The sequence below is a fragment of the Paenibacillus mendelii genome, from assembly GCF_024498075.1.
GTDB lineage: Bacteria > Bacillota > Bacilli > Paenibacillales > Paenibacillaceae > Paenibacillus_Z > Paenibacillus_Z mendelii.
The window spans coordinates 17720-29513 of record NZ_JANHOF010000030.1 but is presented as its reverse complement, the minus strand read 5'-3'; the positions used below and the strand labels follow the sequence as shown (position 1 = coordinate 29513).

At 43.8% G+C, this 11794-nt stretch carries 13 protein-coding genes; 5 read left to right on the top strand and 8 right to left on the bottom strand.

The annotated features are described in order from the left end of the window. The first annotated feature begins 391 nt into the window (after window positions 1-391). Window positions 392-811, top strand: coding sequence for a MerR family transcriptional regulator (locus tag NNL21_RS34890; RefSeq protein WP_204822347.1), 420 nt, complete (start codon window positions 392-394; stop codon window positions 809-811). 66 nt (window positions 812-877) lie between these two features. Here the strand turns inward: NNL21_RS34890 and NNL21_RS34885 are convergent, their stop codons facing one another. Next, complete coding sequence (locus NNL21_RS34885) at window positions 878-1819, bottom strand: NAD(P)-dependent oxidoreductase (RefSeq protein WP_204822346.1); 942 nt, start codon at window positions 1817-1819, stop codon at window positions 878-880. A gap of 264 nt (window positions 1820-2083) precedes the next feature. After that, a complete protein-coding gene (locus NNL21_RS34880; protein ID WP_204822345.1) occupies window positions 2084-2746 on the bottom strand; it encodes an MBL fold metallo-hydrolase in 663 nt (220 codons plus the stop codon). A gap of 117 nt (window positions 2747-2863) precedes the next feature. Between NNL21_RS34880 and NNL21_RS34875 the strand changes: the two genes are divergently transcribed. Next, the gene (locus tag NNL21_RS34875) at window positions 2864-3223 is read left to right on the top strand and encodes a winged helix-turn-helix transcriptional regulator (protein ID WP_204822344.1); all 360 of its coding nucleotides are present in this window, start codon (window positions 2864-2866) and stop codon (window positions 3221-3223) included. Window positions 3224-3447: 224 nt separating this feature from the next. On the opposite strand, the gene NNL21_RS34870 is transcribed toward NNL21_RS34875, so the two are convergent. From NNL21_RS34870 to NNL21_RS34860, 3 genes are all read right to left on the bottom strand, one after another. Continuing rightward, the gene (locus tag NNL21_RS34870) at window positions 3448-3921 is read right to left on the bottom strand and encodes an HIT family protein (RefSeq protein WP_204822343.1); all 474 of its coding nucleotides are present in this window, start codon (window positions 3919-3921) and stop codon (window positions 3448-3450) included. A gap of 201 nt (window positions 3922-4122) precedes the next feature. Continuing rightward, window positions 4123-4578, bottom strand: a complete 456-nt coding sequence (locus tag NNL21_RS34865) for a DinB family protein (RefSeq protein ID WP_256555685.1) — start codon at window positions 4576-4578, stop codon at window positions 4123-4125. A gap of 452 nt (window positions 4579-5030) precedes the next feature. Continuing rightward, window positions 5031-5408, bottom strand: a complete 378-nt coding sequence (locus NNL21_RS34860; RefSeq protein ID WP_204822341.1) for a winged helix-turn-helix transcriptional regulator — start codon at window positions 5406-5408, stop codon at window positions 5031-5033. A 125-nt stretch (window positions 5409-5533) separates the two neighbouring features. On the opposite strand from NNL21_RS34860, the gene NNL21_RS34855 reads away from it, so the two are divergent. The 3 genes from NNL21_RS34855 to NNL21_RS34845 all read left to right on the top strand — a co-directional run bounded on the left by NNL21_RS34855 (window position 5534) and on the right by NNL21_RS34845 (window position 7792). Further along, window positions 5534-6583, top strand: a complete 1050-nt coding sequence (locus NNL21_RS34855) for a zinc-binding alcohol dehydrogenase family protein (RefSeq protein ID WP_204822340.1) — start codon at window positions 5534-5536, stop codon at window positions 6581-6583. A 363-nt stretch (window positions 6584-6946) separates the two neighbouring features. Beyond that, window positions 6947-7291 (top strand): ArsR/SmtB family transcription factor, encoded by a 345-nt coding sequence (locus NNL21_RS34850; protein WP_204822355.1) that lies wholly within the window; start codon window positions 6947-6949, stop codon window positions 7289-7291. Between the two features lie 15 nt (window positions 7292-7306). Continuing rightward, window positions 7307-7792 carry an SRPBCC domain-containing protein gene (locus NNL21_RS34845; protein ID WP_204822339.1) on the top strand — a complete coding sequence of 162 codons (486 nt, stop codon included), beginning with the start codon at window positions 7307-7309 and terminating at the stop codon, window positions 7790-7792. A gap of 451 nt (window positions 7793-8243) precedes the next feature. Here the strand turns inward: NNL21_RS34845 and nagA are convergent, their stop codons facing one another. The 3 genes from nagA to NNL21_RS34830 form a co-directional block, all read right to left on the bottom strand. Next, entirely contained in the window at window positions 8244-9389 is a 1146-nt protein-coding gene (gene nagA, locus NNL21_RS34840; RefSeq protein WP_204822338.1) for an N-acetylglucosamine-6-phosphate deacetylase, read from the bottom strand. Window positions 9390-9391: 2 nt separating this feature from the next. Continuing rightward, window positions 9392-10174: a DeoR/GlpR family DNA-binding transcription regulator gene (locus NNL21_RS34835; protein WP_204822337.1), complete on the bottom strand. Its 783-nt coding sequence runs from the start codon at window positions 10172-10174 to the stop codon at window positions 9392-9394. 225 nt (window positions 10175-10399) lie between these two features. Then, window positions 10400-11542: a condensation protein gene (locus NNL21_RS34830; protein WP_256555686.1), complete on the bottom strand. Its 1143-nt coding sequence runs from the start codon at window positions 11540-11542 to the stop codon at window positions 10400-10402. Between the last annotated feature and the right edge of the window lie 252 nt (window positions 11543-11794).

Sequence of the window (11794 nt, the reverse complement as noted above, 5' to 3'; positions counted from 1 at the left end):
AAAGAGGATTACAAAGATTTAGGCAGTCATTACTTTGAACAGCGACAGCAAGAAGCGATTGTTCGACAAGCTGTACGAAAGCTCGAGAATCTTGGTTTTCAAGTCGCTCTTTCTAATTCGGAGGCCTCTTAACTTCCAAATGTTTCATAAATTCCCAAGAAGCACAGTTTTAAAAAAACCATTAAAGCTGGGCTTAGTTTCGTGCTGCCATTTTTAGGTTTGCCTAAGAGTAATTTTCGGGGTAGCTCAATGATTGATAACAACAAGTTGAATGAAATTAAGGGACTGCCTCTCAGTTACGAAAAGTATAAAAATGTCTTGCCAGCATTTAAGTAAGGGGATGATACCTATATAATAGGATTTGTAACACCTCTATGAAAGGGGTAATCCGATGAAAATAAGCCAGCTTTCGAAAGCAACCGGTGTCAGCACCCGTTCGATCAGATATTACGAAAAGAAAAAGCTGCTCACTGCAAGGCGTTTAGATAATGATTATCGGGAATTCGAAGAGGCCGACGTCAAGCGAATCAACACAATCCAGATTTATTTGGAGCTCGGGATGTCGACAAACGAAATTCTTGAAATCTTGAAGTGCCATGACGAGTACGACTCTTATGACGACAGTGATGGTTTCTGCGAGGAAATGCTCGAGGCATATGAGGAAAAACGCAAAGAAATAGTCCAACAAATTCAAACGCTGACTTCCGTTCAGCATCGGTTGGACCAACGCATTGAACAGATGAGAGTCCGGCGAGCGCTGATGAGTACGGCAAGCGGTTCTGTCGGGCCAACAAGCAAATCAACATTATAACGGAAAAGCCCGGTCCACAAGATGGACCGGGCTTTTCCGCCAGGTTCGGATAGAAGTCGATGTTTCCTACTGGACTTCTTGACCTTGCTTCTTTCGAATAACTTCCGTTAGATAGGCATACCCGTCCGTGCCGTGACCGGCGTCGATTGCACGCCTGGCAATATCGTTTGCTGCAATCAGTACGCTGGTATCGATGCCATGCGCTTGCGCGGTATCAATAATATGCTTCATACCCGCGGCTGCCGAAAAAAGGTTGGAGCTGTATCCCGGGAATTGCCCATTATCGACTTGCTCGGCCAGTCCGGCCATGATATCCGGAAGAATGCTACTGATACCTTGGGCGAATGGAAGCAGTTCTTTCGCGGTTATGTTCTCCGCCCTCGCCATGGTGAGGGCATGTATATAACCGCTCATGGACGTCCAAAAAATATCCAAAAGTGACACATCATATGCCGCAGCCCGGCCCGGGTCCTCTCCGAGGTGCACTGAAGTGCCGCCGATGCTGACCAAAGTCTCTCGATGGGTTTGATAGACGGCCTCCGACCCGCAATACAGAACGACGGCCGAACTTTGACCGATCGTCGTCGTCGGAGTCATGATCGCCCCGTCGAGGTATTGGATCCCGTGCGCTGCTGCCCATTCGGCTGTTTGGCGAGCGCAAATCGGCGAGTCGGCCGTCAGATTCACCAAGGTACGTCCTCTCAGACCGTCGCCAATCGGGCCGACGATCGCATTCACGGCGTCATAATCGAGAACGCAGACGATCGTCAGCGGGCTAGCCGCGACGGCTTCGGCAGCGGACTCCGCGAGGATCGCTCCTTGTGCGGTAAGCTCGCCGGCTTTGCCGGCCGATCGGTTCCAGACGGTCGTCGGATGTCCGGCCTTTAGGAAAGCCCCGGCCAGGGCGCGTCCCATTGGGCCAAGGCCTAGCACGGTCACCGGCGGGCGATCGTCGCCAGTGTTCCGTTCTAGGCTTAAAGTATTTTCGCTTTGAAATTTTTCCTTCATTCGATGTACATCCTCCCTTCTCCCTTATCATAAAAGGTTGACACTGTGTCAAAGTCAACTAGTATTTTTCATATTATGGGATAAAATTTCTCTCAGCTAAACTGCCAGGTAGTACAGCGAGGCTGCCGGTCCATGCTGGCAGCCTCGTCCTGGTTAGTATTGAGCTATAGTTCCCCGTTTAGCGTAATGAACTAGCTTCTCGTCAATGGTACTGGTACGTTTCACGGTTAATTGTTTGGCAAAGCATTTAAACTTTGCAATTTTCTAGTCTCTGTATCTTAATACATATTTTTTGTACAATTCTACATTATAGAGCAGGTCTTGCCCATGAGAAGAAGTAATTAGTTTTGGTTTAATTTCATCAATAATAACGCCGCTATCTATGTTCTCATTCATGTCTACGCTGAATTTTCTGACGGGTGGATGTAAATCTTCCTTACTCGTGATAAAGAGATCTCCAGAAATAAGTAAATTGTCTATTTCATGATGGTACACAACATGTCCCGGAGAATGTCCAGGCGTTAAATAATATTGTATAGGTAGGGTAGCAAATGTTTGCTCTGTTAATGGTTGGACAATATTCGCTACACCAGTATCTTCAAGAGTCTCTTTGTTCGGATAGGGTGCATCGCCATTGATATAAATGAGTTCATAACGATGTGCGTAGATAGGAATGTTGAACCGCTCTAACCATTTTGTAGCCCCTTGAATATGATCACTGTGACCATGAGTAAGAAAAATTGCTTTTGGAGTACCAATATCTTTCGCCGCATTAATTTGGAAATTTACTGATTTTTCTAAACCAGTATCGATTATATAAACGTCATCCTGGTCTTTAATTAACCAAGTATTCACAAGTATTTTAACAGGTACGGCGATTTCAAATTCACATTTGAACACATGTTCTGATATTTGAATCACGTTCATGATGAGCACACTCCTTTTAGTTTTTGGTTTGGAAGCTCTGATGTAACTATAGTAATCTAATTATTAAGTAAATATCAGTACGCACATTTTTGTAACTTAATTGGTGGGGTGACAACATTGGGGAATCGGTTAAATGGATTTGGCACTTGTAGCATAGAGGTGAAAAGGGCATGTCCTATAGAAATGACTTTACACATAATTGGTGGGAAATGGAAAGGCATCCTTATAAATATCTTGTCTGAGAAATCTGTCAGGTTTAATGAACTTAAAAGATTAATACCAGGTATTACGCAAAGAATGCTAACGTTGCAATTGAGAGAATTAGAAGCCGATGGAATTGTGAAGAGAAAGGTAGAGCAGTCTATTCCAAAGAAGGTGGAATATTCTCTAACTGAACAAGGTGAAAATTTATCTTTAATTATTAAATCAATGATAACTTGGGGAAATGAATATATAGGGATAAATAATTTGAGATGAAATAAGGACTAATTCAATTCGCTAACTAGATCAAGCTGATTTTGAAGCATATATTGAAGGACAAGGAAGAGGGGTGTGTACCCTATTGTAAATCTTCTCTTGGCATCCTCCTGTTAGCTTAATAAAACAAGGAACAGTTGCCGCGGCAAACTGCTCCTTGTTTCGTTCAACTATAGTTCCCCAGGTTCATCTCCTACTAGGTTATCATTCGCTCCTCCTAGACCTTAAATGTTTTCCTTTATCCAAGAACGCAACTTATCAGCATAGAAAGAGCGTTCATCTGGATCGGACTGAGAACCCTTTGTCAGATAGAGTTGATCATTCACATATCTAGGGTAAACATGGAGATGATAATGCCACACGTCTTGATTGCCAGCAGGCTCATTATGTTGCCGCGTAGAAATCCCATCACATCCATATGTATTTTTCATTGCAAACGCTGTAAGTTGAGCCGCGCGGTGAATTTCAACAGCGTAATCCGCAGGGAGTTCAAAGATGTTCTCGAAATGTTGATTAGGAACAACAAGAACATGTCCTTTATTGTTTGGCCACCATTTGCTCGCTATAAATGCCGTTACCTTTTCATTCTGATAGATGATATCCCTTTGTTTTGTTCCCTGATTAGGTCGCTCGATACCCGAAACACGACAAAATGGACATTCGTATCCTTCGGGCTTATGTGAAAATGATGCTGTCATCTTTCTCATTCAACTCCTTTCATATTTCTCCAACCAGCTATTAAACGCAGGCAACTTCTGTTCGTTGCATTATTCTCACGTTAGCTTAATAAAATGAGCAGGCCACCACAGCGCCTGCTCATCCATGTTTCTTATTCAACTATCGTTCCTCGTTAGGTCAATGCCAATCCCATTCCGAGTGATGGTGATTATTAGGCCCCGTTAGAGCCTCGCGAATGTGATGTAATCGACTTGGACGGGCTCTGCCGATTCGGTCCGAAGTGCCCGGTTGATCTGTCCCCGGTGATATTGCCCATGTAAGAGGACCTGCGACAGGATGTCCCGGACGGACGTTCGGAACGGAACACCGCTCTGGTTCGCATAGTCGACCATCTCGTCCAACTCGGATTCCTCGAGCCCTTCGATATAGACGCGATATTGCTCGGCGTTTTCTTCGAACATCGTCCGGATTGCCGTCAGGTCTTCCGCTTCCTCCCACAACGAATATTGCGCGCTGCCCTTGCCCTGCAATCGAGACAGCCAGACTCGTTCCGCGACCGCGACGTGCCGAACCAGCTTCAGAAGGTTCTTGTTCTTCGTCTCACTCTCCTCGAGCGCGTCCAATATGCGTCCGTCCGCCCAGTACAGGTGGTCCATCATGCGCTTGATCGTCTTCATTTCGGTTTCCCCCTCTTCGTCTCATCGATTACTTGAACCTACTGTTCCCCGTTAGCTCAACACCTTGTGGTATGATTGAGAAATAGCTCAAGCTTTGATTAAAAGGCTTGAATGTCATAATTAGTCTGAAGTTCATTCTCTTTTCGTATGTCATTCAACTCTGTCAGCTTATGAATAAATTCCTCAGCAACGAATCGGACGTTTTTGTAAACATGGGGAATTCCCCTTCACCTTCTGACACGTTTATATATTCTTTTGTTACATCCACGATCACTTCAACCGTTAGTTTATCGTAATTCTGTTTTTTGAAGAAACTCACATCTATGTTATCCTCCCGTTAGTGTAACAACAGGCCGTTCTACCTGATCGACGACTAAGGTGTTAGCGTGAGTCATGCCCAGGCCGCGGCATTTGTACCCATGTCCTGTGCTAAAATTCTCCCGTTCGAAAATTCAAGCTTCTTCCCCTTGCGGCGTTCTAGTTTCGTTAAGTCTGATTTTGTAAGTCTCCCCCCATGCTTTCATAGATAATATGAGCGGTTCCAAGGTCCTTCCAAAATCAGTAAGAGAGTATTCTACTTTGGGCGGAACTTCCTTATAAACTTCTCTGTGAATGATGCCATCCCGTTCAAGCTCCCGTAACTGAAGTGTAAGCATAAACTGCGTAATACCTGGATTGATACGCCGGAATTCATTAAATCTTTTCGTTCCGTCAAAGAGTTGATAAAGAATGATCCCTTTCCATTTTCCACCGATGACATCAAGAGTTGTCTCCACAGGACATCCTTCCATGTCTGGATTAGTACCATATTTGTTTCTTCGATCGCCCATTACTCAGCCCCCTTTCAAAGGTATGATTTTTAATACTATATAATAAAATTATGCGTACTTCCTTATAGTAAGTATACAACATATAATTCAAATGTAAGATATACCAATTTGAAAGGAAGAAAAATATGAGCAATCACCAAAAAATGAAAGCAGTCGGTGCTTACCGATATCTTGCTTTATCCAATCCGGAGAGCCTTGTTGATCTGTATATAGAAAAACCGATTCCTACTGGTCGTGATCTGCTGGTAGAAGTAAAAGCCATCTCTGTCAACCCTGCCGACTTGGGTGTTCGGGAGAAAAACAACTATGAAGAAGAATCACCCAAAATTCTTGGTTGGGATGTAGCTGGGACCGTGGCACAGGTTGGACCTGAATGTCAATTGTTTAAACCTGGAGATGAGATATATTATGCAGGGAGTGTGGCTCGCCCAGGGGGAAATAGTGAGTTTCACTTGGTAGATGAACAAATTGTGGGATTCAAGCCGAAGAGTTTGGATTTCGCACAAGCAGCCGCTCTACCACTCACCTCGATTACTGCTTGGGAAGGCTTATTTGATCGTTTAGGAATCAGTCATAGCGTAGAAGATAACAAAAATAAAAGCTTACTCATTATAGGTGCAGCAGGAGGAGTAGGATCAATTACTACTCAACTTGCCAAATTAGCAGGTCTAACTGTAATTGGTACCGCTTCACGCCCAGAGTCAATCCAGTGGACTAAAAATCAAGGCGCGGATTTTACAATCAACCACAATAACCATTTTGCATCACAGCTCAAGAGTATTGGATTTGAGACCGTTGATTATATATTCTGCTTAAATGACACAGTACAACATTTAGCGAATATGGCAGAAGTCATAACCCCCCAAGGTAAGATTTGTTCTATCGTTCCTTCAGATAAGGTTTCTTGGGCCGGAAGCTTGGATATGGACATGTTCTTTTCTAAAAGTATCACGTTTGTATGGGAGCTTATGTTTACCCGATCATTGTTCCAAACCAAGGATATGATCAAACAACACGATCTACTGAATAAACTGGCTGATTTAATCGATAATGGACAATTGAAAACTACTTTAACTGAACGCATAGAACCAATAAATGCAAAAAATCTACGATTAGTACATGAAAAAATGGAAACGGGAAGATCGATAGGAAAGATTGTGTTGGAAAATTTCTAATAAATCTTTATGGATAAACCCATGGTTATATTTCCATCAATGTTCCAATTTAATAGACAACTACCCGATTTTCAATCTACATTGTGATTGAAAATCGGGTTTTTCATTTCAATAACTGTATCGCTTTTGCATCATCAGGAGATTTGATTCTCTTAATCTAAACGTACATTCTTGGGTATCCCAATTATCGACGCAGGTTCTTCCAACTGCCCGTTAGCTCAATAACGAGCGGGCTACCGCGGCGCCTGCTCGTTTGTGCTCGATTCAACTATCGTACTGAGGGAGCTCAGCGCTATCATTTGAACCAAATACTTTTTATCCCTAATATTCCTTGACAGGAATATTCCCTTGCTGGTATATTTTATCCATAAGGAGATACGTTTATATGAGCGAGAAACATGGAGTGCACTTGCCGAACCCAACCGATTACAAATTGTCGAGCTTTTGCGTGACGGTGCCCTTACTGTAGACGAGATAGCTAAACGACTTGGGCTCCGTCAACCGCAGGTATCTAAACATCTACGTGCACTTAGTGATTCCGGACTTGTTGAGGTGCATCCAAGCGCGAATCGCCGTATCTATAAGCTGCTGCCGCAGCCCTACTTGGAACTGAACGATTGGATTCATTCGTTTCAAACCATTTGGGAGGGTAGATTGGAGCGCTTGGACGATTATTTATGTGATTTTAGCAAGAAAAATAACAGCTGAAATGGAGGAATCGCAATGTCAACTCAAATCGAAATCACGTATACTTTCAATGCTCCAAGAGAACTTGTGTTTAAGGCATTCACCGAATCACAACATCTGCGGAACTGGTGGGGGCCAAAAGGGTGGGCGTTTCATGTTGCGAAAGCAGATTTCCGGCCGGGCGGTGTCTTTCACTACAGCCAGAAACCTTCTGACGGCGACATAATGTGGGTTAAATTTGTATACAGTGAAATTGTTGCATTGGAGAAGATCGTTTATACCAGTTTCTTTTCTGATGAGGAAGGTAACGTTGTACGTGCACCCTTTGACGCAAATTGGCCACTGGAAACCTTGAATACCATGACGTTCACCGAGGACAAAGGAAAAACAACTCTTACAACGATTATTGTTCCCGTATCCCCGACCGAGGAAGAGAACAAAACCTTCTATTCTTCAAGTGAGATCGTTCAGAACGGATTTACCGGAACCTTCGATCAGTTAGCCGAATACCTAAAAATATAAACAATTTGATATAGCCGAATCTAAAAACACCGACCACAGGTGTTTTTTTTATAACTATCCTCCCCTTAGCGTAACAACAGGCCACCGCGGCAGCCTGTTGTTTATTGTTTACTATCGTTCTCCGTTAGAATTCCTGTCAAACGAATAATCTGGTCTTGGCAAATAACATTCACCTCGGTCGCTAAGAGGATAATAAGCTGCTGAAATGACTCAGCAGCTTATACACCATGTAATTAAGAATAATATAAGTTTTTAATTACTTGCACTCGTGTAGCGCCTAAGCCCCTGTAAGAACAAAAATCTGACCATAGCAAAGAATAGAAATGGCGCACATATTCCCCACACTAGACTTAATTGTCTAACACATAGAGAGGGGCGATATTAACCCTAGGGGGCTCCGCTTGCTCAAGATAATGATAACCATGCGTTCCCGTAATGGAATGCGAATGAATTAAACCAGCTGCCCCTCAATCATCGTCCATTGTACTTCATACTTCTCATTGAGGAGGACAAAATCCGCATCATAGCCAATTTCAATTTTCCCTTTGTTCGTCAGACCTAGAATACGAGCAGGCGATGTCGAAGCCATCTGTACAGCATCTGTGAAGGATATTCCATTCTCGACGGTTAGTCGCAACGCTTCATTCATCGTCACCGTGCTCGATGCCAAAGTACCGTCCGCTAACCTTGCAATTCCCTCGGAAACAGTGACATGGTGGCCGCCAAACAGGTATTCTCCATCGCCCAGTCCCATCGCTTGAAGCGCATCTGTAATGAGCACCATCCCTTCGGGTCCTTTGATGCGATGCATCAGGCGGATGATTGCAGGATGAAGATGTACTTGGTCGACAATCGCTTGCAGACTTACATGAGGTTCCTCGAATGCGGCAACGATTAGACCGGGGTCTCGATGATGGATCGGTCTCATTCCGTTAAAGCAATGCGTCACATGACTTGCGCCTGCTCCGAATGCTTCCTTCGCTTCCTCATATGAAGCGTCGGAGTGCGCAACAGCAATAACAACCCCTTGGTCTTTCAAGTAAGAAATCAGCTCTAGTCCGCCTGGTAATTCCGGAGCAATCGTCACCATTTTAATGAGTGAACCGGCTTCCTGAAAAATAAGCTTCATTTCATCGAGATCAGGATGGCGAAGATACTTCTCATTCTGCATCCCTTTACGCTTCGGATTCAAATAGGGTCCTTCCAAGTGAATGCCGGCAATCTTCGCCCCTTGCTCACGACCGATCACCGATTTCACGCTGCGAATCATGTTCAGTAGATCATCCATCGTAGAACTTACGGATGTCGCTAAGAACGAGGTGCATCCGGTTCCAGCACATGTCTGGGATACCTCCTGAATACTAGCCTCTGTGCCATCCATCATATCGTAGCCATTGGCTCCGTGGATATGAACATCTATCATTCCAGGGATGAGCCACATCCCATTGCCATCTATCCGTTCGTACCCCTCGTAAAATGGTGGGGCTTCTTGTGTCGCAATTCGCTCTATCTTCCCGTCTGTGACCCAGACTGCAGCGGAAGGTAGTATTTGATGTGGGAGCAGTACGTTGACATGTTGAATGATTTTGTTGTTCATCTTTACTCAGCTCCGTCCTGAGGATTAGTTGTTGTATATTCAATCAGTGTGATATTTTTCTGATCTAATACTTCTCTCATTTCGCTGGAAATGGATTGATCTGTCACGATAATATCCACATAATCAATATCCAACTTAAATCTTGATTTTGCCGCGAATTTCGAATGATCCACAACTAGAATCACTTGATCCGACTGCTTGGCCATTTCCTTCTTCACTCGAACATCTTCTTCATAGGGATAGTAGAGTCCGTCTGGCTGGATAGACGTTGCCCCAATATACGCCTTATCTGCTCGAATTTCACTAATCTTATCGATGACGGAAGGACCATATAACAGGCGGTTCTGGGTATGTAGATAGCCACCAAGTACATATATGCTCAAATCATCTCGTTTGGAGAGAATGCCTACATTATCAATCGAATGTGTAACAGCGGTAATCTGTTTCGCCTGAATATGTTCTGCGACAAATTGGACCGTTGTCGATACATCCAAGAATACCGTCTCATGATCGTGAATCAGCTTAGCTCCAAGCTTACCAATATGATTCTTACTGGTAGACCCCTCAATGAGACGATCCTGATAGGAAGAGATCTCCTTCTGAAGTTCCGGAAGAGCTACCCCTCCATGCGTCCGAGCAACAACACCTTCTTGAACCAATTTGACAATATCTCTCCGCGCCGTATCTCTGGATACCTGGAAGATCGAGCATATCTCTGCAACGCTCATTGATTGATGTTGTTTTAAATAATCAAGGATTTTCAATAATCTTGCTTCTTGAAACACGCTGATGCACTCCTAGATAAGGATTTAATTCATGACTTAAGTGTATATAAGTAATTTATTGAATGCAATACGTTTTTATAAGTAAAAAAAAAAGAATCCACCACAACGTAGTAGATCCATTCCGCATACTTCTTGCTGGATGCAATGTAGTAAAGAATTATTTAATCCATTTACAAAATTATCGACTAATAAGAGCGCTTCGGATCCCTGCGGCGTAGTGAATGTCTACTTCGTCAGCTCCATCATCATATCGTCCAGAAGCCTGCTCACCTCATGTTCTGAAACAGCGGGTGTATGATAGCCTACACACAATGTGAGTATATTGCGATACGAGCTTGCACCCATACAGAAAAACGGGGCATACATGATCGGCGAAGTCATGAAACCCTTTACCGCATAGCAAGCTCCAAATTGGATATCATGTTCTGATATGACGCCGAAATTGGTCATCAGCGGCAATGTCATTTTCTGCTGGCAGGCCATTTCATGCTGCTTGGCCATCACTGCTCTTGCAGTAGAAAAAGGCATTGCCGCCATTTTCTCCATCCCTGCCGCAGAAGACATGCCGGGCTTACTCTCCTTAATCGTATCCATGGCGCGTTTCACTTTTTCCAAAGTTGTCTCAAACAGTTCACCTTCGTTCAATTCAATCTCAGGCATCTCCATGCCGGACAAATTGCACAATGCTCCGGTTGTAAGGCTGGGCAAATATCGGCGCAGATCGATTGTCATGCCAATGGCCTTTCTCTTGGTACGAGGCTCCATGTAGACCGCTTGCTTGGCGATGGAGCGGAAATACGCCGCAAGCAATCCATCATTGATCGTTGCCCCAACTGCTTTTGTTCGGTTAATGAGCTTTTCCGTATGATGCGGCTCCATGCTTCTCATAGCTATAACAGGAGTTAGGTTATCTTGTGAAGAGGATGGGAAAGACCAGAGGGAAGCGGTCTCTACGTGCTGGTGGAAGGCTGACGAAATATCTGTTATACCCGCAGCAGCAAACAAAGGGGCTTGATCCCGAAAACCTTGTTTGCCTTCCATCATTTCTTGATGGATCGAATGGTATGACTCCCTCTCATATAGCCGCGTGTATAGCGCAGCCAAGAGCCGTATAAACTCTTTCACCCCTGCCCCATCCATGCAAAGATGCGAAATTTTCAAGCACAGGGAATCATGATCGGATCTAAACAACCGCACCTCCAACATAGGACCGTTAATCCAATCGATCGGCTGCGCAAGATAGGCTTCTATTACTGCTTCCCTTTCATTATCTTCACAATTCTGAACCGACAATATGAACTCGACTGAACGATCTGTACATTTCTCCCAATAAGGCGTTTCAGCTTCTACAAATCTACTGTTTAAAATAGGATTTTTTGAATAGCGATGGATAACATTTCATCTATAACGTCTTGATGATCGTTTGAATGCAGTGTTGTCATTGGGAAAAAGCACTCCTTTTTATAAGATAATAAAAAAACACAGACGAATTGATGCCTGTGTGATCGTAATCGAAAAAGGAATGCACTATTATCCTCTCATACATAAAAAAGATGACTATTCCCAATCTCATCAGAGAAAGTCCTCTCTCTTACATAAATAATAAGGGCATCCGTGGAT

What these genes read in the sequence shown, in the direction of transcription:
- NNL21_RS34890 (WP_204822347.1), top strand. Translation starts at nt 392, where the DNA reads ATGAAAATAAGCCAGCTTTCGAAAGCAACCGGTGTCAGCACCCGTTCG.
- NNL21_RS34885 (WP_204822346.1), bottom strand. Translation starts at nt 1,819, where the DNA reads ATGAAGGAAAAATTTCAAAGCGAAAATACTTTAAGCCTAGAACGGAAC.
- NNL21_RS34880 (WP_204822345.1), bottom strand. Translation starts at nt 2,746, where the DNA reads ATGAACGTGATTCAAATATCAGAACATGTGTTCAAATGTGAATTTGAA.
- NNL21_RS34870 (WP_204822343.1), bottom strand. Translation starts at nt 3,921, where the DNA reads ATGACAGCATCATTTTCACATAAGCCCGAAGGATACGAATGTCCATTT.
- NNL21_RS34865 (WP_256555685.1), bottom strand. Translation starts at nt 4,578, where the DNA reads ATGAAGACGATCAAGCGCATGATGGACCACCTGTACTGGGCGGACGGA.
- NNL21_RS34860 (WP_204822341.1), bottom strand. Translation starts at nt 5,408, where the DNA reads ATGGGCGATCGAAGAAACAAATATGGTACTAATCCAGACATGGAAGGA.
- NNL21_RS34855 (WP_204822340.1), top strand. Translation starts at nt 5,534, where the DNA reads ATGAGCAATCACCAAAAAATGAAAGCAGTCGGTGCTTACCGATATCTT.
- NNL21_RS34845 (WP_204822339.1), top strand. Translation starts at nt 7,307, where the DNA reads ATGTCAACTCAAATCGAAATCACGTATACTTTCAATGCTCCAAGAGAA.
- nagA (WP_204822338.1), bottom strand. Translation starts at nt 9,389, where the DNA reads ATGAACAACAAAATCATTCAACATGTCAACGTACTGCTCCCACATCAA.